This window comes from Caballeronia sordidicola (assembly GCF_000729995.1).
GTDB classification, from domain to species: domain Bacteria; phylum Pseudomonadota; class Gammaproteobacteria; order Burkholderiales; family Burkholderiaceae; genus Caballeronia; species Caballeronia sordidicola_A.
The window spans coordinates 44177-65851 of sequence record NZ_JNFG01000206.1 but is presented as its reverse complement, the minus strand read 5'-3'; the positions used below and the strand labels follow the sequence as shown (position 1 = coordinate 65851).

Sequence of the window (21675 nt, the reverse complement as noted above, 5' to 3'; positions counted from 1 at the left end):
TTGTAGGGGAGATAGCTGGTCGTCATCATTCAACAACGTTTACCCCATCCATTTGGATGACATATCGTTCTGCCGCGCAGACTCCTAGCTGATGAGGAGGTCGAAGGCTTGGCCAACGGCGGTGCCTTGTTCCACGCACATATTCAGCAGGATTGGTCCAATCTGGTCGCACGCTATGTCGAAATATTTCGTTTGCGAGGCGGTCAAGATTCGGAAGTGGACGCGGCCGAAGCAGGAGTCGCTTCAACCGGACTCGCGGTTTAGGCGTGGCCGCCAGTGCGGTATTGCCCCCATGCGCAAGTTTGCGGGTCAGCTTAGTCGGACCGACGTCATGTCGACAAATCGGTTACATCGGCCAAAACGGCATGCGTCAGAAGCTATGGACGGCTCCGCCGTCAAAGCACGGCTGCTTGAGCCTTTGAGCAGGTATTCGTTTGTGTTGTACCTGGACTTTGACCAATGGCTACACTCGTCCGACGCGTACTTGAGCACGGCGGGTAGCCGCCTTGAAAAAATGCTGGGGCCGCGAAGTTCCTCCGCCGCCGGGGCCTCGACTCCGGAGTTTCCAGCATGATGCCTAAGCGGCGGAGACGTCAGCCCCGCATCGGTGCCGAAACCTCCCGCGTTGTTGGCTACGCGCTATGCGGTCTTGCTAAGGAGTTGGCGCGCCTGCTGAAGCGACATTTGACGAAGCGCCGGAAAGCTTTGACACGCCGAGGCGAAACCGGGATTTCGAAACGCGACGTCTTTCGCCTTCTCTGTAGCGCATTTTCTAGGGCAATCCTGAACCCGCGCGACGACAGAGCGCGGGCGGCCAAGCAGCGAAGCGCGTTGGCATTTGTGCTGGCCGCCGCTGATGTCCCTTCGAGGGTATCTGCGTCGGGTATTCCAATGGAACTACGTCGCGTCCGCAAACAAAGGAGAGGACGATGATATGCGAGCAGCACGACACTTTGGTCTCGAATGCTCCGACACTCTACCTCAGCTACGGTGGTGTGCTAAATATCGGGCACGGCCTTGTTGATAACCACGGCGTCGTCACATTGGATTCGGGCCGACCGACCTTTGAGTATGCCCCCTATCTTGCGGACGTCCTTGTGCCATGGTCGCAAGTGCAAATCATTGTGACCACATCTTGGCTGCAGACGCTTGGCGCCGAAAAGACCATCGCTCTCTTACCTGACCACCTCCGCTGCAGGGTTGTCGGCACGACGCTCGGCACACCGCCGCGCTTAGGCGAAATCAAAGACGGAACGGCGAAGACCATGACCGTCATTCGCCATGCTGTGAAGCACGGCCTGACCAATTGGCTAGCTCTCGATGACGAGGCCTGGGGAGTGCCATCGGACTTTGAGCAGCATTTCTTGCACACAGATTCGGACACCGCACTAGGCGCGCCGAGAGCACGCCAACAGTTACGAGAGTGGCTTGCCGCGAATTGTTTCTGCGACTGATACAGCAGCCGCAGTGCAGCGGGCCGGTCCTTCCCGCTTTCATTGAACGCCCCGACAATGCGGCAATGGCCACGGTAAGAGACTTACTTCCAGAAGAAAACGTCGTGGCGCTCTCGAGAAAAGGTCTCACGATGAAAGTTGAGAACCGGGTCACGGCTTTCATTGCTGGATGTGAGGGGGTTGTCATTCTCCGCTCTGAGCTAGCAGGTCTGGGAAGTCCAGCTCAGTTGGGGCGCGTTCTACGTACATTCGTCAAGACGCGCAAGCTTGTCCGCGTAGGCTTGGGAATCTACGTGAAGACGCGCTTGAATCGGTACACCGGGCAACTCGCGCCCACTGCGACTTTTGAAGAAATCGCAGCGGAAGTCTTCCGAAAGCTGAAAATCGATGTTGAGCCCGGTGAGCTCGCCCGTGACTACAACGCAGGCCGAACAACGCAGGTGCCAATGCTTGCGGTAGTAGACACCGGGCGACGCCGCATAAGTCGAAAGATACAGGTTGGAAGCAGAAGCGTTTCTTACGAGCGCAAGCGGTCAGGAACATGAAAATACGGAAATCGCTTTGTCGTTTAACTCAGGAGCCTAAATGGCTAACAGCGGCTGGTCCCTTGCGATGCGGCGGATAGACGCGGAGTTCGATATCGCACAATTTGTGGCGTCAATGCTTGTACGCAAAATTGCCGCGAACAACTTCAGGCTAGCGGCGACGGACCGCATCAAGTTTGCACACTTGCCAGATGAGGTCATCGCGCGTATCGAGCACATCGTCCTGGAAGCTTACCTTGAGGCTGGCGAAGATGTCAGCGAGGATATCGTGCGCGAGGACCTTTGGCAGCAAGCTTTGACTTCCCGGCGCGAAATGATTGCGAACGGCGAGTTGATACCAAAATGCGAATTTCTCAAGCGGGGTGGCCTGACCGCGCGAAGGCTCGCCACGCTCCGGTCAGACGACGGTATTTTTACAATCGAGGTCGACGGAGTGGAGTATTTCCCAGCTCTCCTAGCCGTCCCGCCAAGTCAACGAAGGAGCGTCTACGAAATTTGCCGCATAATTGCGACCGCTCCCTCGGACGCGCGCCTAGACTTTCTAACATCACCCCGTGAAAGCCTCCGGGACCGTAGTCCGCTGGACACGCTCAGGACTGCGGATGGATTCAAAAAAATAAGTCGAATGGCTGAGGCCTGGGCGGCAGAGTGGTCCCGCACTTCCGTAACACTGTATGAGGGCTATCACGAAGCTGAACCAACAGGCGTTGACCCGCTTTACAAGGCTGCGACCGGCGTGGACCCGCGGAAGCGGTTGTGGGACCGAGCGTCTACGGCACTGCATGCGTATGGATATGAATGGCCCCTGGGACCATACCCCGACGTTCGCACATTCAGCCTTTTCGTTGAGCGACAAGCGGTCGGGGATGACCAAGCGACACCTGAAGCGTGCGTGCAAATCGCGGTCGTCGGTGAGTACGTTCAGATTCGAATTGTCGCTGCTCCGGGCACCGCTCTGCAATCAGAAACGGTCCCCGGCGGCAAACCCAAGAGCTTTCTCGAAGTTGCGAAGCGAGTTATCGCTCACCTCGTCGCGCAAAGCGCTGGCCACTAAAGAGCGGTGTCATGATAAGTCACATTCGACCGATAGCAACCAGAGCAAATGTGGAAGACGATAGTCTGAATGTCTTTCTGAAAGACGGGGGCACACTACGAATTCCTTTGCGGAGGTTTTCAAAACTTTGGGTGGCAACCCCTGAGCAGCGATGCGATTTCCGCATTTCTGCGTCGGGCACTGTACTGCGATGGGGTCAACTCGACGAAGACATCAGCGTCAGGGACTTGATGCGCGACGCTGAGAGGCGCCACCGCGATGAGCGATTAACCGCGTGCGTATCGCCCGACTTTCCGTGGGACCCCACGCCCGCCCTGCTTTCAGGAACGCAACCAAAAATTGCGGGGCGTTGGATTGACGGTAGGCTTATCGTCGGCTTGACTGCGGAAGAACGGTGGGTCCGCTGGGACATGTGCGAGGACCTCGCGCAGCAGCTCATCAAAAAGACCCTGCAAGATGCGGCCAAATTTCCCATGCATTCGCACGACGTTACCCTCAAACGTATGAGGAGAGGTATTGAACGCAAGGGGTGGCTGGCGCGCTTGGAGACCGATTGGCTTATGGAACGGTTGCGGGCCCTGCTGGCTTGGTAGCAGGTACCTGCACTAGGCCCAGCTATGCAAAGGCTCACGCAAGTTGGACCGCCGATGCCCGCTTTTCGTAACTGGATGCTGCTGCCTCGAGCGTCCAAGACGCGGCTTGAAGGATGACGAGATGATAAATCGCGTCCGACCGATTGCAATCGCAGTAATCGTGAAGGAGAACAGTTTCACTGTCCACCTGAAGGACGGCCGCACGCTGCGCGTCTCTTGGCGACCGTATCCGAACTTGCTGGCGGCGACGCCTCAGCAAAAAAAAACGGTCCGGATTTCCGCACCCGGCGGGGGATTGCATTGGGACCTATTAGACGAGAATATCAGCGTCAGCGGACTATTGCGTAACGCCGAGTGCCACCATATTGAGGAAAGGCTGAAATCAGTCGGGCTTGCGGTCAAGGTCGACATCGATAAGTTGTAGTTCGCGTGCGCCCGGTGCGAAATCTGGCGCCCCCAATCCGGGGTGTCGATTGCCAGTGTACGCAGTGGTCCGATGTGGCGAAAACGGCACCGCCTGGCCAAGCGCCGCGCTGCCAGCGAGATAGAATTGTGCGTTGACTCACGTAGAGAAAATACCAATGTGTGCCGCGTCTCGCCAGTCGCCGTTTACAGACATCATTACCCTCGACGAGGTCCAATCGCTCGCTGACCTGAAAACTTTCGCTCGGGGCAAAGCCTATTTCCACGACGGCGTGGTATCGCGCCTTGAGGAGCATGACGGTGTGCTTCGTGCCAGTGTGCGCGGCACGCATCGATACAGCGTCGAACTTGGCGTTGGCGATGACGGAGAGCTGACATACGAGTGCGACTGTCCAGTGGGCGGCGACGGCATTTTTTGCAAGCATACTGTTGCGGTCGCGCTTTCATGGCTCGAAAATTCGGGTGAGGAAGTGTTTCATGTCGACGAAACCGAGCCGGCAAAGCCGCGCAAGAAGCGAAAGACATACGAAGAGCAAATCCGCGAATACGTGGCGGCACTGAACAAGGAAAGTCTGCAGGAGTTGTTGCTTGAAGCGGTGGAGCGTGACATGACGCTGCGCGACAAGCTGCTCTTCGCTGCGCGTGCGGCAACCGCCAGCGACTTGCCTGGCATGAAGGCAGCGGTGCGTCAGGCAACGCGCATTTCGCGACCGCTTGACTGGCGGGAATCCGGAGCGTATGGGGACGGCCTGATGTCGCTCGCAGATATGCTGCGCCAACATCTCGCAGGGCCGAATGCGGCGCAGGTAGTCGAGCTCGCGGAACTGGCGATTGCCGGTGCGGAAAAGAGTCTCGAACAGATTGATGACTCTGGCGGTGACGTCATGCCGGCAATCATGGAGCTTGCATCTGTTCATCTAGCAGCCTGCCAGCAGACGCGGCCGGATGCGGTGAAACTCGCCGAGCGCCTGTTTCGCTACCAGACGGAAGGAGTATGGGACACGTTCTACGATGTGTTGCCAGCTTACACCGAACCGTTGGGCGACACCGGACTGCGCAGGTACCGCGAGCTTGTTGTGAATCGATGGGACGCGCTACCGTCACTCGCGCCGAGCAATGAATTTCGTAGGTCGTTCGACACGCTGCGGATGCGACTTGAGCGGGCGATGGAGAGGCTCGCGGAACTCGATGGTGACGTCGACGCACTGATTCGCATTCGTTCGAAGGACCTATCGAGTCCGTACCGTTTTTTGCTGGTCGCGGAGCTTTGTGCAAAGCATGGGCGGCCCGATGAAGGGCTGACCTGGGTGGAGCTCGGGCTTAGGGAGTCAGGAAAGAACACAGATGTGCGGCTACTTGATTTCTGTATAGCCGAGTACTTGCGGCGGAAGGATTTTGAGAAAGCCGATGCGTTCGCCTGGCGGCGCTTCGAGTCGCGTCCCGTTGCCGAAGCGTTCACAGCGCTAATGGATGTCGCCAAGGCTACCGGTCGGTACGATTTAACGCGCGAGCGCGCACTCAAGCATATGTGGGAGCTTGTCCGCACGGAAGAGGCTCCGTCCAAAGCGAAGCGCAGCCACTGGCAAACGCCGAGCCGTACCGAACTGGTCAAGGTTTTTCTCGCCGAGCACGAAAGTGAGGCCGCATGGGAGGCGTTCTGCGGAGGTCCAGTAGCGGTAAACATGTGGGCAACGGTGGCGGCGGTTCGCGCGAAGACCCATCCGCACGACGCCATTGCGCTGTACCACCGCTTACTGCCAATATCGGCGGAAAATGGCACACGGAACGCGCGATATGACGAGGCTGCTGGAATCGTACGGGCCATCGGCCGGTTGAGAGCAGAACTGAGCGAGCACGCGCTGTTCACCATAGAACTCGATGAAATCCGGAAGGCTTATCGTGCCAAGCGAAATTTCATCAAGACGCTGGCTGCGTTTCAATAGTTCTGCGGTCGCCCTTGCCGTCTTGTGGCCACCGATAGGGTCATGCTATTTTCGATGCGGCCCAGATGAGGAGGCTGCCCATGTACTCAGATATCAAAGAGTGGACCCGTATCCGAGCGCGGGTTCTCAAAAAGGGCGAATCCATCCGGTATGTCGCAAAAGTCGAGGCCATGAGCCGGAACACTGTCCGGAAAATGGTCCACTTCGAGTTGCCCCTAGGCTACTGCCGGGTCACCGACAATACGAGAGATGCCACCCGCCGCCGAAAACTGGCAGTGCCATGGTCAGCGGTCCAACGCATCGTACGTGCACTTCCGGAGCGCGGGGCAGCGCAGTTCCTGGCCCGCTTGTTTAGCGAGGACGACACGGAGGAACTCGAAGAGGCAGGCGGGCGTCGATTGCGCACATGGGGTGTTGTCGAATCTCCGAAGATAGGCTCTGCTGAGCGGAGCCGACAGCGATGGCAGAACTGGATGTATCAAGTCGAACAGGGACTCGTTTCTGTGCCAGCAGGTGAGGATGGCGGGCAACAGGACAGGCTGATGCGAATGCTGTTGCCGGTATCAAGGAACCAGCGCCATAAGTCGCTTACCGTGCTGGCACACGAAGCAGGTTTTTCCTTACGTGAAATCGCGACGCATCTCGCCATTAGCCGCGCATCCGTTCGCACGTACATCGGCGACTACAAGGCAGCTGGGTTGGAGTCACTGTTCGCAAAAACGAACCGCTCCCGCAGGGAGGACGACGAAGCGCTGAAGAGCGCGGTTTTCACCCTGTTGCACGAGCCACCGTCTGCATCAGGCATTAACAGGACCACATGGAAAATGGTCGACCTGCGGCGAGTGCTGGCGGTGCGTGGGCATCATGCGGGCATGGACGCTATCCGGTCGATAATGCGGCACGCCGGCTATCGCTGGAAATCGGCCAAGATTGTCCTCACAAGCACCGACCCCAATTATCGGGAAAAACTTGACATCATCCGGTCGGTTCTGGCCAACCTCCAGCCAGACGAACGGTTCTTCTCTATCGACGAGTTTGGGCCCTTCTCCGTCACTATGAAGCCGGGCCGCGTGCTGGCGGCCCCCGATGTTCAGCCGAATGTTCCGCAAAGGCAGAAATCGAAGGGGTGTCTGATTTGCACGGCCGCACTGGAGTTGTCGTCCAACCAGGTGACGCATTTCTATTCCACGGCCAAGAACACCGATGAGATGATTCGCATGGCAACTGCCTTGCTCGACGAGTACGGTGTGATGCGGAAGCTATACCTCTCGTGGGACGCAGCCTCCTGGCATCTTTCGAAGAAGCTGTTGGCGTTCATCTCCGACCACAATGAGTCAGCGCAATCGCGTCATCAGCCGATTCTGGAACTGGCGCCGCTGCCCGCAAGTGCGCAATTCCTGAATGTCATCGAGTCAGTCTTTAGCGGCATGGCGCGAGCCATCATCCACAATAGTGACTACGCGTCCGTGGATGCTGCAAAGGTGGCAATTGACCGCTATTTCGCAGAGCGCAATCAGCACTTCAAGGAACATCCGAAACGCGCGGGCAAAGCAATCTGGCGAAAGGAGCGGACGACGAGCGAGTTTTCGGCTGCGAACAATTGCAAGGACCCGGTATACAGATGAATCGTTCGGGACATCCTTATCGACACGGAGAGGCCGGCCGGCGTGCGGAGGCGACTGACGATGATGGCGCGTGGGCGGCGGTAGCAGGTTGCACCTGCGAACAAGATGTCGATGTACCCAAACGCGCCGGCATTCCATAGCCGGCGAGACCGTTCGGAAGTTACCGAAGGCACGGCACAGCGGTGCCTCCAGTTGGGCTGTTGCAATTTCAGAGTGTCCAACCCTAACCGTTTCTCTGGGCTATTGAAGACGCTTGCATTGCGCTCCGCAGGGCCAGAAAAAGTTGAAACTACCTGGCAGTTACTGAACCATCTTCGCCGGCACGTTGCCGTTATTGGGCTGCATGGTCGGCATATCCATACGCGCGCTGTCTCCCGTTTTGCTCATGTCGCCAGGAACCCTGTTCCACGGGCTCGATACCGGCTCGCTGTGGTACGTCATTCCGGCGGTTGCTGCACCGTGAGCGCCGCCGCTGCCATTGCCACCGTTGCCGTTTCCGCCAGCCTGCGCAAGCGTAGCGGCACACACGCAGAGTGACGCGACAGCGACACGCGCGACCAACGTTTTCATCGTCAACTTTTCCATGGTGTTTCTCCCGTGATGTCGGCTCATGCGTTAGCCGCGCCGAAGTCTCAAATACCGCTAAACACTGAGTGCTTGCGTAGCGGCGAGCGCAAGCAGCCACTCCCATCTGAACGGGGAAAACATGCCCTGTGTCCAGATGCGAGGTGTGTGGGTAAGTCGTGGCTCGACACCTAAAATGACAGGGCTGCGCTGAATTCAGACCCGAGACGGTGCGCGCCTGCCCGTTACTTCGGCATCAGAACCTTATCGACCACCATGATGACGCCGTTGCTCTGCGTCACGTCGTAAGTTGATATGTCGGCGGTGTGGCCGCCGGCATCCATGACTACGATGTTGTGCGGACCATTCTCGGTGAACGTCAGCGGCTCCCCATTGATTGTTTTCAGTTCCGCCTTGCCACCACCTGCCTTGATAGCCGCGTCGAGCTTACGGAAGTCGTAGCGACCGGGAATGACGTGGTAGGTCAGGATGCTTGTCAGCATCGCCTTGTTTTCAGGCTTGACGAGCGTGTCGACTGTGCCAGCCGGCAATGCAGCAAACGCTTCGTTTGTTGGTGCGAACACCGTGAATGGCCCTGCGCTCTTCAAGGTATCGACGAGACCAGCTGCTTTGACCGCAGCGACGAGCGTGGTGTGGTCAGCCGAGTTGACCGCGTTGTCCACGATGTCCTTGCTCGGATACATGGCTTGACCGCCGACCATGACTGTGTCGCTGGCGGCGAAGGCACCTGAAACAGCTGCCGACAATGTGACAGCTACGAACATAGTCTTGTAATTCGTCATGTACTCCCCCTGAGTTACCACGCGTGGTTGCGCGGTCTTGAGCTCATATACGGGGATTACTCGCGCCTGGATTCAAAAACGGACTGCATCGCGACGATGTAGCCTGATGCGGCCCTGTTGAACGACGAGCTGCAGGATTGTGCTCTCCGACAATCGAAATGCACCACATGTCAGCATCGGCCACAGAAGTGTTACGGCGCATACCGCTGAGCTTCCCTTGCTGCAACCGTCGTGTTCGAGGCAGGAGGGGGCTGTCGCATGTCACAGTCGAAGTGCAATCTTCACAGGCGGTGACCTGAGTCATCACAGTCAAGTCCCCCTGCATTGACGTGTGTGCTTTCAATGGCAAGACCCAACTGTGCGTCGGGTGTTTTCAAACGCTGGATGAAACTCGCGGTTGGAAGAAGATGGCCGACCACCGGCGCCATCAGGTGATTAACGAGCGCACGAGGCGACAGGCCAAAGTGCAGCGGGAGCCCTTGGGGTTGCCGGCGGAGCCTTCGTTTGCGGCCATTTGAATCGAAGCCGCAGAGGCGGCCGCCATCATTTCGCGAATAACACGGGGCCGCGATATCAAGCGTTGCACCTGTCTTGGACAAATTTGCGCGCCACTGGGTCTGTCCGAAGTTGGTCGGCATACCAAGCGAATTCAGTGGCGAAGGGCGATTGTTCGACAAGTGTCGCCATCTCATCCGCGTCCCAGACATAGAGGAAGAACGTTTGAAGCTGAAGCTCTCTATACGGACGTGCCCTATCCAAAAAGTGCTCTAGCCCGCTTGCCACCTGGAGACAAAACGCTCGGAATGCATTGATTGCATCGATATCACGGGAGTCGCGTCCGACGTGAGACAGGCCATAGAGAGTGGGGAATAGGTTGTCACTTTCAATAACGCTACCAGACATAATCGATTCTTCTGCCCGCTTGCGCCAAGAAGCAACGCAAGTTGACAAGATTTGTGCGTCATCGATGTACATGGGGGCATTTTCAATCCTATACCCGTCAACAAGTCGAATCTCCCCGTGGCGCGTGCCGGCAGTCACGAGAAAATCCAATCCGTACGTAAGAGGAACGCTGTTGACGAATTCGACGGCGATAGAGAATATCTGAGCCCCGCCCCGTTGAATGCAATTCGCGGCCAGGGTGGCGACGGCGCGACTAAATTCGCGCGTAGATGATGTGTGAAGTCCTTCCTCTGTGCACGACCGAATGAGCTCTCGGACGACTCCTCTGCAGTCGACGGATTTCGCAGTGTCGATATACGCAGTCATGTGATTGACCATCTCAGTCGCTCTTGCATAATCCAGGTCGTTTAGCATGTCTCCAAGCTGGCTTGGCTCAGCTAGCATTTCGTGGATATCAGCGACCTCCTGGACGCCGGTCACTGAGGTCAAAGTGAAGAATCGAATGAGCCGAGACAGTTCAGATATCCGGAGATGGCTACGGAGCGGCGAATTCGAACCGGTGCCGTTCGTAATTGGGAAGAGGAACTTGAGCGCAGCCGTCGCAACCGCCTTGTCAGCATTGTCTGGCGGCAAGTGCGCCTGCCACGCCGTTCGCCTCTCTTCTTTCGTGTTCGAAAAATACATTGACCAATCGGTGGAGCTGGCCTCTTCCTCCACTGACCAGAAGAACCCCGTGAACTGCTCGGGGTGCTGGACTACCGCGTCGCGGATTCCTGGAAATCGTTGGAAGAGCGCTTCGGCCACGATGACGTCTGACGCGTTGACTTCGTGGGTTGTGCTGGTCAGGCTAAGCGTGAGGCGATTCATGAGCCTCACGATATCCCGCGGATACCGACAGAGGCTGCACGTCAGCGTGGTGGCCCGCCCCAGCAGCTCGGACTCGAAGGGCTCGAGTTCGCGATGGATACGCTTCAGCAGGCTGGCAAGCTCGCCGGAAATGTGAGACTGCAACTGCCACGGAAATGCAGGTGAGATGGGGTACGCAACCTGCACGATTTTTTCGATGTAGGCGTTGCCCCCTGCGACCGGGCCACCGCCAAGACTTTCGCTAACTACGTTTCGGTCGTACGCGAGTAAATAAGCGACGCGTGGGAAGTCCGCGACTGCCTTGATTGTGCGGAACACTGCCTTGATTTCATCAGGCGTCAAGCGGTCAAGGTCGTCTACAATGACGACAATGCTGCGGTCAAGCTTGGCGAGCGCTTTGATAACCTCTCTTTTTCGTTCACTTAGCCCAGCTTTGACGGATACGAGCTTCTCAGCTTCTTCGACTATCTTCTTCGCGTTATCCGCATTCTCACCGGCCTTGTTCGCCAATTTACCTGCTTCGTGAAGCGCGGTACCGACAGTATCCGCAGCAACTCCCACGAGACTTACCCCGGGAACGTATTTGAGATATTTCAGGTGGCGTAGTAGCCCAGCGTATCCCAGTATTTTTCCTGCTGCGTCCAGCGATTTCTTCGCGCGCTTCTTGCCTGCGTTCATCCCGATGCCGGAAGCGAGCTCGGTCAAAAGGGCTTCAACCAGCGCGTCCGCACCTGCGAGCATCCATGGGTTGAACTCGACGACGATTGGTGCTCCGTCAGCAGCCGTCTTGAGCGACTCGATGATATAACGCACCACGGTTGTTTTACCTGAACCCCACGGCCCTTCAACACCTATGACAACCCCAGGGCTCTTTGGCGGTAGTACCAATAAGCTAGCGAGTTGCTCAGCAAAAGGCTTCCGACTGTAGAGGTCATTTGAAACTTGTGGTTGGTCATGCTGGAAAGCGGCAGATTGAGCGGCGGGCATTTGCGCAACTTCTCAGGAGAAGTTTAGTGTGAGGAAAGCATGATGCTATCGCCATTTCATCGCGAGAGGTATCTCGACCGTTTGGACCGTTGTCGATTGAACTCGGGCGGAAGGCATGGGCCAGGAATCGACGTCCACTTTCCTGAAGTTCGCGAAGGTGGGCTATGACAATCGAATCGTTAAGCTAAATTCCTGGAAGAATGACGACAGAGGTGGGTGCGTGGCATAGTGCGAGCAGTTCAACGGGAGAGAAAAAGATGGCAACTCTGGAATCACTGCAGGCAAAAATCAAGAAGCTGGAACAGCAAGCCGAAGCTCTCATCGCAAAGCAATCGTCGGGCGTCATCGAAAAGATTCGCGAGTTGATGGCAAAGCACGGCCTGACCGCTGCTGATATTGACGCACACGCTGGCGGCAAGCAGCGCGCGAATAAGGCAGTTGCTAAGACCATGAGCAAAGGCAGCGCTGCTGCGGTCAAATACCGGGACCCGAAGAGTGGTGCAACTTGGACCGGACACGGCCGGGCGCCAGGTTGGATTGCAAGCGCGAAGAACCGAGACAAGTTTCTGGTTGACGGAAGTACGGCGACAACGAAACCGGCTTCTGTTAGCAAAGCAAAGACTGCCGGAAATTACGTTCGCGACCCGCAGCCGGCGATGTATCGGGACCCAAAGTCCGGCGCGACGTGGAGCGGCCGCGGTCGCGCCCCGGTATGGATTGCTGAAGCCAAAGACCGCAGCAAATTTTTGATTGCAGGCGCTGCAGAAGTGGCTGTTGCGGCGACGGCGGGAGCTGTGAGTAAGGCGAAGGCTGCCGGCAAGAAGACATCTAAGGCAACCGGTGTATCTGCGGGCAAGGGACAGCCGAAAGGACCGCAGCCGGCGCTTTACCGTGACCCGAAGTCGGGCGCTACATGGAGCGGCCGTGGTCGCGCTCCGGCGTGGCTTGCTGGTGCCAAAGACCGGGCGGAGTTTTTAATTGACGCGTCGGCCACAGCTTCTGTCGCGCCGGCGACGACGAGGGCGCTGAAGATAAAAATATTGAACTGAGTTCGCCCGTTGACGTGATAGCTCGAGCTCCGGACGTTGCAAGGCATGCAAGCCGCAAGCCGGCGCTTGCATCGGTCCATATACGCTTCGGCGGGCGGTTGCGCGAGCGGCATCAATGGAGGCCGCTCCCCGTCGGTCATATCGAAGCAACTCGGAACGCGAATGTTGCGATGGGCGGGGAAGGCGGCTCGCGATGACTTACAGCTATTGCGTGAGGATTGAGTTCCCGGCAGCAGAGTTCATCTGTAGATAATTAACGCGCATCTGCGCGAGAACATCTGCCTTAAAGTTGCTTTCGACCATCTGACCGGACACCAGAGAGACAAGCTTCTCCAGTTGGGCCAAGTTCCGCGGCACTTTCGCCATCGCGAAAATTTTCACGAGGATTAGCGGGTCAATCTTCGCACTCAATGTTCCAGCCGGGTATGCGGGCTGTTTTCTCTCAACAATTGACCCATAGCTTGAGTTGGAGTCACCGCCAACTGGCATTAGCATAACCCAACTTTCAGGCAGACTCGCCAAACGTGCGCGATTGATAACATGGTCCGCATGGAGGCGCCGAAGAGCGGACAGAAGCTTCAATTTTCCGACCTTTGTCAGCTTTCCATTCTCGTCGCGCTCGCCAAATCCTTTTGTGAAATGGGCGTTCATTGCTCTGCGATATCGCTCAGATTTTGTATGAACCCAAATGGACTCATAGGTGAAGTTGTCGTACGAAGCGCGGACGAGTCTTGCTTCGTCAGGAGGAACTTTCCCGACACTCTCGGCGATGTAACCTTCCGATGCACACCATGCCTCGAGAAGTGTAAAGGATGAAAACATCGCGGGCGGAAATTCACCGTTGCGTTCGTTCAGATAGATGTCTATGTTCAGACGCGAAGTGACAATGAATAGTCCGGCGCCGTCTGGGACGCGAGATTGCGCGTCGTAATCGTCTTCGGGTGTGGTCTCAGGAGTCATAGTATTTGATGTCTATCAAGGAATTGGCCGGGCGGTTGCGCACATCTATACATAGCCTTTTCTGTGGGTTTTTGCAGCTTCGCCCGAAGTCGACATGCCGACACGTCCACAGAACAGAGGCGCTACCAAAGCAACGGTAGTTCTTCACTGTCGCCGGGCGAATTTCGGTACGACGTCGCCATGGGAGGGATATGGTGTAGCTAGGTCTTGCCGAGTTTGCGCTGGTACTCTGTCACGGCCGAGGCGGCCATCCCAAGAATTGCGTCGGTTTGTTGACGGTCTCGCGTGAAGATTCCAACCATTGCGTCCATCAGTCCTTCAGAAAACCATTGTGCTTCCTCAGTGCCGGGGGTAACACAATCTTGCAGCCTTTGAAGCATCGTTTGGCTGTTCGGCGTGCTCTGCGACTGTGCGAACTCGTTGGCGAAAGCCGCGAGGTGCCTTATGGCCTCTCTTTCATGAGCCTTTTCCATCCTGTTGCCGTGCTCGAGCTCCACCGTGAGCTTGTAACAAATCCAAGCTCTCTTCAGCAACTCGGACTCCGCGTGCACAGCGATAAAAAACATAGCTGCGGCACGGTTATCAAGTCGCGATAAACCTGCTTTTGCGAACTGTACCTTCATCAGCCATGCACTCCATACGGATGCAACAAGGTTCAAGGGAACACGGGCGTTCTGAAGCAACACGACGATTACGGCTCGGACATGATTCAGCAGTTGAAGGTAGTCCTTATCGGGCCACCAGACAGCGCGAGATAGGACGTCGAATGTTTCGACATGCGCAAGATTGAATGCGACCTGCTCAAGCGAATCCAAGGAAAATGGTTCCCTAAGAACGGGTTCTAGGAAGACTTGTAGCGGAATGACTATCGCAACGTTCCACCGGCATAGGAGGGAATACCTTCCGCTGACTTGCTGGAGGTCGAGAAACTTTCGCTCCGTTGCCCAGCGTAGGACGTCCAGCGTGCAAAATGAGTTCGCTAAACTTATAGAAGTCGAGGTAAATACGCGTACGAAAAAATCATCTGCGTAGAGCGAGAAACCTGATTCTCTTAGGGCTTCGGCCTCTTGTACCAGATGTATCGGCTGTATGTGTCCTGAGGCACCGCTGATGTGTGCCTTGGGTTGCTCAATCCGTGAAAGGTTATCCTGAATAAATGATATCAGACGCTTGGCGGTATCGTGGCCCCGGGCGGATTCGATTCGATTGCTCGAAAGCTGCGAAAGGTAAGCGACGGTCAGCCGTCCGATAGCGATGCTTGGCCACAAATGGAACACCGTGTCGAGCATATCCAAGTCGAGCAAAACCAATAGCGCGGTCAAATCGACCAACGGCGGTCGAGAGTAGGACTCGAAGAGCGCTTCGGGCATGTCTTCGGTTGCCATCGTCAGATGGAACTGGCGGAACTCCGCTCTTGAGATTTTTCCGATTTCCCAGAGTGTTAGCGGGTCACCCACGTAGTGCAAGGCATAGCCGGCGCGGACGATATACGGGATTGGCAGTCTGCCATCTTTGACTTCGCGTTCGCGGCGAAGATATTCACGACCCTTGGCACGCCAATCTCCAAGTATCGGCTCAAGGATTTTTAGAAGCCTGTCGCCGGAGTCTTCCGGAGGCGTGCTGAGGACGATGAAGTTACGTGAGTCGGGAAAACGGGATGAATATGCGTTTGACCTTGTATGAAAGTCACTGCACATATCGTCGGAAAGTTTCAGTCCGCGGATGAAGGTGAGGTTTGTGGCAATGCTGAGATACAAGGCTTCTTCCTCCGCGTCGTCTTGCGCGACGGTAAAGGAGAGGTCGCGAAGGAGCGCTTCCATTTCTTGGGGCGACGCGTTTACCTCAGCCTTGATAACGATAAGCAAGCGCTTCAACTCGACAATTTCATCATGCCCGCGAACGCGGGACAACAATCTTTCTATTGCGTTGATAGCTCGGTCGAAGTGGGAGAGTCGGATACATAGGCCCAGATATGCGCGCAGTAGCTCGAGGGCAGCGTCATCGGAGGAAAACCCTTGTTCGTATTCGTCCAGTGCGTCGGCGGTTTTGCCTGCGTTATCCAAGGCGATAGCGCGCATCGCTAGAAGACGCGCGGAATTGCCGAAGCGCTCGATAGCATGACTTGCCTCTACATCCACGTCACCCCAACGTTCGAGCGTGAAACAGGCTTTGATGACCTTCAGAGTGTCATTGAAGTTGAGCTGCTGCGTTTTGCGAAGGAATGAGGCCGTCTCCAGAACTGCCGGTGCATGTTCTGCGAGGTTTGCGTTGAGGCTGCCAAGAAGGTTCTGTGCGATGAATATCGAGTCAGGATGTTTTGTTCGAGCTAAGCGAAGAGCCTCCACCCACGTGGTCGCGTCGACGCCGCGACGTTGCGATTCGATTGCGGTCCTGAAGAACGTCGCGTACTCGCCCCAATCCTGTCTGCTATCGAGCACCGACAGGAGACGACTTGAAACGAGAGGTTTTGTGCATTGTGTTGCGGCAGTCGCTCCCATGCCGATGGCGACAGGTGCGACATTGGTCGACTCACTGAGAACGGTCAGCTTGTCGTCGGCAAGTGCCCAACACGCCGGAAGGTCCCCCGCCTGGTGAAACAATGTCACTCTACGGCCAATTACTGAAGGCGACTCTGGGAGCCGGGAGTTGGGGATGAGGGCCTCTTTGAAGCGACCAAGTGAAACGCACAAGGCCTCGAAAGCCTGCTGCAGTCCCACACTCCAAGGAAGAGCTTGGGCGGCGTCCTCAAGGTAAGGATAGAGCTCCGACCCTCGATTCAGCATCATGGCCGTGCTACCAGCAACGTCGGAGAGGAACTCAACATTTGCTGGCCAGCCAAGTTCCCGTAACAGAGGGAAGGCTTCCATGACATCTTCCCATACCATCTGTAATAGCGACAAATTCGCGTCGGCCGGCCCCGATAGTGGCAACTCAACTTCATCCGGCAATGGGCCTACTGCTTCATACCATCGACTTCTGGCACGCATAAGCAGCAACGTCGCGCGCTCGCGCGGAGATAACGTGGTGGTACGCAGGGATTCGGAGCAAATTTCTATAGCATTCGAGAAGCGCCGACGATGAACGTGCAACGATGCCAGCAGGATTGCACGGTCTGTTGCCGGCAGACTCGATATTCGGGAATCGGCTGCGGCCTCATCGCTTAACGCTATCAATAGTCGTGCAGCGAGAACTTTGGCGACAACCGAGTTTCTGCTATCCAGCTGAGTTAGGAGGTCGCGACATTCTGCGTCGTCGCAGGGGTGCATCCGAACGAAGCGCGTTTCGGCGGCCGCAACTATATATACGTCTCTGGTAGGGACAAGACGAGAAGCTGCCTCGTATTTCTCAATGGCCTGGCTAAACTTGCCGCTTCGGCTAAGCAGTTTACCATCCAGAAATGTATATTCAGCAAGCTCTAAGTTGTTTAAGGTTTCCGGCCTGATGCGACGGTGCATTTGTGTGGCCCTATCCCAGGAACCGTTGCGCATCGCTTCCGCGATTGCAAGCAAATCGCTGATGGCGGTGCCCTCAGGCGGTGCTGGCCATATGTCCGACTCTTCGATGAGGGCGGTTATAACGCTCGGACGTGTGGACAATGCCGTTTCGAGTGCCTGAATGGCTCCATATGGCGTCCCGAAGTCGGAACCAGTCGATGCAGTCACTAAATCGCTAATGTCGACTGCGGTCCGAAAGAGCCGATTGCGCGCGTCAAGATGAGTCGTTACATCATTCTCGTACGTGAGCAGGTTTGCTACCGGGAGGTGTATCGCATGGCTAGCCCGCGGTTCTGTTCCGAGGGCGGGTTTCACGAAGTCATCGGGCAACGCATCATCGACCCACACGTAATATGCCTCGCCGGCATACGGTCGCGGCAAATCCTCGGGGACGACACATACCACAAGGAGCGTTGGCTCTGGCGTCTGCACATACATGTTCAGCGCCTGCGTGGACAGTCGGAATGAAAGCACTTGCCCGTCGTTTATCCACCTTGGCTTGGTGGTCCCTTTTAGCTGAACTCGGAAGGTGTATTTGACCTGCCGGTTAACTTTGACCTGCACTTGATAGTCGAAACCGAAGTCAGAATCACCCGCGAGTTCGGTCTCAATCCAGTCAGAAGGCTTCGCGTTCATGAAGACGGACCGTGCATACCGCCCGATTTCTTGCGACTGGCCTTCTTCGGGAAAATCTTGGATGACATCGTCCATTGGGGCTTTTCCTTGGTTCGCGTCCAGCTCGATATTACGCTGATGCTCGTGTGTGCTGATTCTTACTCGCCTACCGAACTGCACTGCCCGGTGTGCGAACAAACTCATCCAGTACGGCGGAGTGCCTGCCAACATGCTGATTGAAAAGGTAACGTGATATCGAGCGACTCCGGCCGGCGCCTTACATGCGTCAATCGGTAAGTCGAGGAGGATGGTTCGGACTCGAATTCGTACCCACTGCAGCGACTTAAAGTTACTTCGCAAACCGGGACTGTCCAGGGCATCTTCGCTTCATACCTGCGCTTGGACGTCGTGGTATGAGTAACGAACGCGGGTGTAGTCAGATGGGGGCCGAATTTCTGGGGGCAGGAGTTCGGCATCTCCGTCAGCAAGCTTGCGTCCATGCACGACAAGCCGCAGGCGCGACAACAATCGGTTTCTTTCAGTGATGAGGTCGGTCGATGAATTGAACCATTGTTGTTCAATCGTATCTACGGCGAAGGTCAGCGCTGCCTCCAACTCATCGCGTTCGTGACTCGGCATCTGCGAGTAGTACATTGCCACCGGGTAATCAAACGCACAAGCCGTCGGAGCAAACAGGTAGACCTGGTGCTCGTTCTTGCCGTAGTTCCAGTCGGTCCATCGGTCGAAGCAGATTGACCACATTGCGCTAGCCGCGCTTTCTCCCACCTCTTGGGCGAACGCTGCCATGATGGCGGCCATCGGCGCTGCGGCCCTCTTTGAATAGCTTAAATGCGGCGCGGCGATGAAAGCGGTCCAATGATGCTCCTGCAAAGACGCGAGCACTTTGGGCAGCGCGATGCACATCAGGGACCCACCGTACGGCGCCCGCAGCAATGCGTCCATCCATCCGGACCAGGCGGACGTATCCGCCACTTGCAGAAGTAGCTGGCGCAAAAGGTCATCCCAGTTGTGAGCAGCGCTGCCGCGTCGATGGGCATTCTCCATGTCTTCAACGCTGGCATATTTCACCCACATAGTAGGTGCGAGGAGCGCAAATGCAGCAAAGTCGTCGTGAAGGGTGAAGCGAATCAGTTGGGTGAGAAAAAGGCTATCATTGATGGCCACTGCATCGGCGAGTTTTGCCGGGTCGAGTCGCCACAAAAGTCTTACCGCGGCCCAAAGCATTGGCCGCGGTTCAGGCATTGCATGCGGAAGAACATGACTGACCCCGAGGAAATTTCCCTGTTGCTCGAATAACTTTATTTGGTGCTCCGCGTCAGGGATACGGGGGTATCCGCGCGGGAAGGCACTGACCTCCGCTTCGCAAATGAGACGACGCAACCCGTCTGCCAGCGCGTCATTTCCTAACTGTGCCGCAACGTGCTTAACGTCGGCCGAGTCGAGACCGAGCATTTCGACTATGAGTAGCGCTGCGCAAAGCTCATTGAATGCGAGCGGATTGCATGGCGTCCAGCTGCGCAGACACGCTAAACCAGCGCGCACCGCAGCCTCCCATTTAGAGCGCGTTGCATCATCGCATTGCGCGTTGACGAGCGAGCGTTGATGCACGAACGGAAAATCCTCCGCGAGCAGTTGTCCGAGACCGTCCAATGAGTCGGATGGAGGCGTCGCACCGCCGTCAAGATTCCGGATGAATTGGGCCGTCTGTGCTGGCAACCTGGACGGTCCGGCACCGCAAGCAGCGGCAAATACCTCGCGCGCGAGACTGACGAAAGCTTCGTTCATGGGGTCTTCCAAACAAGGTATTTCGGGGCCTCGAGCAAATTCCACAGTTCAAGAAAGGCTTCGCGGATTAGCTCGCCGTCGGGGACCTTCTGAAGAATGTGGTGCTGCCGCCCTAGGCTGTTGACCGATGTTCCCAGCGACCACGCCATGGCGCCGCCGGACGCGCCCGGAAATATTAGAAACCGGTCGTGAAATGGCCAGCCGGCTCCGCCCGCACGAACGCGGAATTCAAGGTTGAGTCCCTGACAGTTGCCCTTAGACATCTCAAGTACGTTCCTTTGCTCCAGTTGCCATGACTGGCGACCTGAGCCCTTTTGGCCGCCGGCGCACTCGTGCGCGGCATTGCTGCGCGGGTCGTCGGGCCTCTTTCCGCAGTGCTTGCAAACCTTGGGCGTCTTTCCATCGCTTAATCCGCGCAGGTCGACGGCAGGCCACGGGGACATAAATAGAGTGCTTAGCACGTCGTTGGCAGCAAGGTATGGGTCCCACAGCCATACGCCGCTCTGGCCATGCGTATCCATTAGCCACCGTACATCGGCCAAAGCTTGGCTTCGGCCCGCGTCAGGCGCGCCCTTGTACTGAACAAATTCTTTGCGGCTCTGCAGCGCCGACAGGCTGTCTCGGAAAATCCGTTTGGAACGCCAAGGCTCGCGTGGATTCGGACCCGGTCCGCTCGCGGGGGGCTGAGGGTCATCCCGGAGGACCAGGGTGAATAGCTCAGCTTCGCCTCCTTCCACGGGTGGCGCGAGGAACTCGCGCGTTTTCGGATTAATGATGTGACTGGTCACACTGAACTGACCGCCGAAGAACGCGCTCTGGGCTGATGCGCCTAGGATAACGTCATTCACATCGTCCCAGACAATGTAGCGTGCCCCGGTTCGCTTCGCATGAATGGGAAGGCTCGCTGGGCCGGCAGTGACCGCCGTCGATGCAAAGTTCTCTATGGTCGAATCTTCATAAACCTCCCAGGAGACCCGAAGGGGACGCGCAGGTACGTCCGGGTGCCATGTAGGTTCGAAAACAAAGTTGTTGCCTTGATTTCCGCCAAACTTGATGGCAGCCACTGTTACCGGCAACTGGATGAGCACATTACCTATGCGGTCAGAGAGACCATCGATTCCCATTGGCACATAGGCCCGTACGAGCTCCGCAAGTTTTCTGAGCAAGTAGGGCTCATCGAGCAGAAAGCGATGTTCGGACTTCTTTCGGTCGAACAGTTCAAGAACGTGTGAACCATCGAAGAAGTTGTTTTTTAGGATGCCATTCCACGGATGTGGCTGGTACGAGTCTGCGGGCACGAACTGCGGAGGAACGGCAGTCAGCTTCCCGACTTTTAGGGGTGACGATGCGGGCTTCCATTCTCCAGTGGAGTCCAGCCTGTGAAGTCCCTCGACAACCTGCTCGGGGCTGACCCGAAACCGTGAGACGCCAAAGTCCCAACCCGTTGCCGGCAGCCGGATGCGTGTGTCGTTGAGGAAAGGCCGCTTGGAAATCGGCCCCGGGGCCTCGGGCTCCGCTACTAGCAGACTGAGAAAGTTGGTAGCGGGTCCCTTCTTGTAGAACCCAACAATCTCGGTGACCTCAAAGCTACGATACGTCCCAATAAGGCCTGACTCCAGCAGCTTCTTAAGGTGCGCTATTTGTTCTTTCATTTCCCAAGACATGGCCCTTCCCGTTGCGTTGTAATTCGAATTCGCTACGATGTCCCCTTTGCTCGACCACGGCACCTCGAATGCCGAACTGCGCACGGAAGTGTACATTTTCGGCGACGTACTCGCACCATCTCGGGTATTGGCTTCGTCGGCCATGTATTTCCGCCGCCCATGCGCACCAGTGCGCGGCCGGCAGGTGCGAATGCAACTGAGCATCGGTCAAACGCAGGCACGAGGGTAGCGCGACTTGGGTCAATTTTCTCATAGCAACCAACGGCTTTCCGCATTGGCAACCGAGGCTTCGTCGAAGCTCAAGTCTGTGGGCGTGTTGCCGTTAT

16 protein-coding genes are annotated in these 21675 nt (G+C 56.6%); 9 read left to right on the top strand and 7 right to left on the bottom strand.

Annotated features, from left to right (window positions below; all coding sequences use genetic code 11):
- The first annotated feature begins 929 nt into the window (after positions 1 to 929).
- The 7 genes from FH08_RS0143520 to FH08_RS0143490 all read left to right on the top strand — a co-directional run bounded on the left by FH08_RS0143520 (position 930) and on the right by FH08_RS0143490 (position 7637).
- The gene (locus FH08_RS0143520) at positions 930 to 1454 is read left to right on the top strand and encodes an HAD domain-containing protein (RefSeq protein WP_035568775.1); all 525 of its coding nucleotides are present in this window, start codon (positions 930 to 932) and stop codon (positions 1452 to 1454) included.
- A gap of 65 nt (positions 1455 to 1519) precedes the next feature.
- Positions 1520 to 1999, top strand: a complete 480-nt coding sequence (locus FH08_RS53830) for a DUF6088 family protein (protein ID WP_326929012.1) — start codon at positions 1520 to 1522, stop codon at positions 1997 to 1999.
- Positions 2000 to 2039: 40 nt separating this feature from the next.
- Complete coding sequence (locus FH08_RS0143510) at positions 2040 to 3053, top strand: hypothetical protein (protein ID WP_031364380.1); 1014 nt, start codon at positions 2040 to 2042, stop codon at positions 3051 to 3053.
- Between the two features lie 50 nt (positions 3054 to 3103).
- Positions 3104 to 3646 (top strand): DUF2442 domain-containing protein, encoded by a 543-nt coding sequence (locus tag FH08_RS0143505; RefSeq protein WP_160172559.1) that lies wholly within the window; start codon positions 3104 to 3106, stop codon positions 3644 to 3646.
- Positions 3647 to 3767: 121 nt separating this feature from the next.
- Positions 3768 to 4070: a DUF2442 domain-containing protein gene (locus tag FH08_RS49040; protein ID WP_035568781.1), complete on the top strand. Its 303-nt coding sequence runs from the start codon at positions 3768 to 3770 to the stop codon at positions 4068 to 4070.
- A gap of 157 nt (positions 4071 to 4227) precedes the next feature.
- On the top strand, positions 4228 to 6012 hold the full coding sequence (locus FH08_RS0143495) for an SWIM zinc finger family protein (RefSeq protein WP_031364377.1): 1785 nt from the start codon (positions 4228 to 4230) through the stop codon (positions 6010 to 6012).
- Positions 6013 to 6092: 80 nt separating this feature from the next.
- Positions 6093 to 7637 (top strand): IS630 family transposase, encoded by a 1545-nt coding sequence (locus FH08_RS0143490; protein ID WP_200878875.1) that lies wholly within the window; start codon positions 6093 to 6095, stop codon positions 7635 to 7637.
- A 300-nt stretch (positions 7638 to 7937) separates the two neighbouring features.
- On the opposite strand, the gene FH08_RS49035 is transcribed toward FH08_RS0143490, so the two are convergent.
- Both FH08_RS49035 and FH08_RS0143480 read right to left on the bottom strand, forming a co-directional pair.
- Complete coding sequence (locus tag FH08_RS49035; RefSeq protein WP_035568772.1) at positions 7938 to 8222, bottom strand: hypothetical protein; 285 nt, start codon at positions 8220 to 8222, stop codon at positions 7938 to 7940.
- A gap of 224 nt (positions 8223 to 8446) precedes the next feature.
- Positions 8447 to 9004, bottom strand: coding sequence for a fasciclin domain-containing protein (locus FH08_RS0143480; RefSeq protein WP_035568770.1), 558 nt, complete (start codon positions 9002 to 9004; stop codon positions 8447 to 8449).
- A 302-nt stretch (positions 9005 to 9306) separates the two neighbouring features.
- On the opposite strand from FH08_RS0143480, the gene FH08_RS0143475 reads away from it, so the two are divergent.
- On the top strand, positions 9307 to 9522 hold the full coding sequence (locus tag FH08_RS0143475; RefSeq protein ID WP_051888977.1) for a DUF1289 domain-containing protein: 216 nt from the start codon (positions 9307 to 9309) through the stop codon (positions 9520 to 9522).
- Positions 9523 to 9577: 55 nt separating this feature from the next.
- Here FH08_RS0143475 and FH08_RS0143470 read toward each other — a convergent pair whose 3' ends face one another.
- A complete protein-coding gene (locus FH08_RS0143470) occupies positions 9578 to 11761 on the bottom strand; it encodes a KAP family P-loop NTPase fold protein (RefSeq protein ID WP_031364372.1) in 2184 nt (727 codons plus the stop codon).
- A 257-nt stretch (positions 11762 to 12018) separates the two neighbouring features.
- On the opposite strand from FH08_RS0143470, the gene FH08_RS51510 reads away from it, so the two are divergent.
- The gene (locus tag FH08_RS51510) at positions 12019 to 12810 is read left to right on the top strand and encodes an H-NS family nucleoid-associated regulatory protein (protein ID WP_081889788.1); all 792 of its coding nucleotides are present in this window, start codon (positions 12019 to 12021) and stop codon (positions 12808 to 12810) included.
- 204 nt (positions 12811 to 13014) lie between these two features.
- Here FH08_RS51510 and FH08_RS0143460 read toward each other — a convergent pair whose 3' ends face one another.
- The 4 genes from FH08_RS0143460 to FH08_RS0143445 all read right to left on the bottom strand — a co-directional run bounded on the left by FH08_RS0143460 (position 13015) and on the right by FH08_RS0143445 (position 21493).
- Positions 13015 to 13770, bottom strand: a complete 756-nt coding sequence (locus tag FH08_RS0143460) for a hypothetical protein (protein WP_031364370.1) — start codon at positions 13768 to 13770, stop codon at positions 13015 to 13017.
- Between the two features lie 200 nt (positions 13771 to 13970).
- On the bottom strand, positions 13971 to 17975 hold the full coding sequence (locus FH08_RS0143455) for a tetratricopeptide repeat protein (RefSeq protein ID WP_031364369.1): 4005 nt from the start codon (positions 17973 to 17975) through the stop codon (positions 13971 to 13973).
- Between the two features lie 291 nt (positions 17976 to 18266).
- Positions 18267 to 19685 (bottom strand): hypothetical protein, encoded by a 1419-nt coding sequence (locus FH08_RS0143450; RefSeq protein ID WP_031364368.1) that lies wholly within the window; start codon positions 19683 to 19685, stop codon positions 18267 to 18269.
- Entirely contained in the window at positions 19682 to 21493 is a 1812-nt protein-coding gene (locus tag FH08_RS0143445; protein ID WP_235210689.1) for a VPA1262 family N-terminal domain-containing protein, read from the bottom strand. Before FH08_RS0143445 ends, FH08_RS0143450 begins: the two co-directional genes overlap by 4 nt.
- Positions 21494 to 21675 lie beyond the last annotated feature (182 nt).

Bases quoted from the DNA above. Each gene is read 5' to 3' on its own strand.
- FH08_RS0143455 (WP_031364369.1), bottom strand. From the start codon at position 17,975: ATGGACGATGTCATCCAAGATTTTCCCGAAGAAGGCCAGTCGCAAGAA.
- FH08_RS0143450 (WP_031364368.1), bottom strand. From the start codon at position 19,685: ATGAACGAAGCTTTCGTCAGTCTCGCGCGCGAGGTATTTGCCGCTGCT.
- FH08_RS0143490 (WP_200878875.1), top strand. From the start codon at position 6,093: ATGTACTCAGATATCAAAGAGTGGACCCGTATCCGAGCGCGGGTTCTC.
- FH08_RS53830 (WP_326929012.1), top strand. From the start codon at position 1,520: ATGGCCACGGTAAGAGACTTACTTCCAGAAGAAAACGTCGTGGCGCTC.
- FH08_RS0143470 (WP_031364372.1), bottom strand. From the start codon at position 11,761: ATGCCCGCCGCTCAATCTGCCGCTTTCCAGCATGACCAACCACAAGTT.
- FH08_RS0143480 (WP_035568770.1), bottom strand. From the start codon at position 9,004: ATGACGAATTACAAGACTATGTTCGTAGCTGTCACATTGTCGGCAGCT.
- FH08_RS49040 (WP_035568781.1), top strand. From the start codon at position 3,768: ATGATAAATCGCGTCCGACCGATTGCAATCGCAGTAATCGTGAAGGAG.
- FH08_RS49035 (WP_035568772.1), bottom strand. From the start codon at position 8,222: ATGGAAAAGTTGACGATGAAAACGTTGGTCGCGCGTGTCGCTGTCGCG.
- FH08_RS51510 (WP_081889788.1), top strand. From the start codon at position 12,019: ATGGCAACTCTGGAATCACTGCAGGCAAAAATCAAGAAGCTGGAACAG.
- FH08_RS0143520 (WP_035568775.1), top strand. From the start codon at position 930: ATGATATGCGAGCAGCACGACACTTTGGTCTCGAATGCTCCGACACTC.
- FH08_RS0143495 (WP_031364377.1), top strand. From the start codon at position 4,228: ATGTGTGCCGCGTCTCGCCAGTCGCCGTTTACAGACATCATTACCCTC.
- FH08_RS0143445 (WP_235210689.1), bottom strand. From the start codon at position 21,493: ATGGCCGACGAAGCCAATACCCGAGATGGTGCGAGTACGTCGCCGAAA.
- FH08_RS0143510 (WP_031364380.1), top strand. From the start codon at position 2,040: ATGGCTAACAGCGGCTGGTCCCTTGCGATGCGGCGGATAGACGCGGAG.
- FH08_RS0143460 (WP_031364370.1), bottom strand. From the start codon at position 13,770: ATGACTCCTGAGACCACACCCGAAGACGATTACGACGCGCAATCTCGC.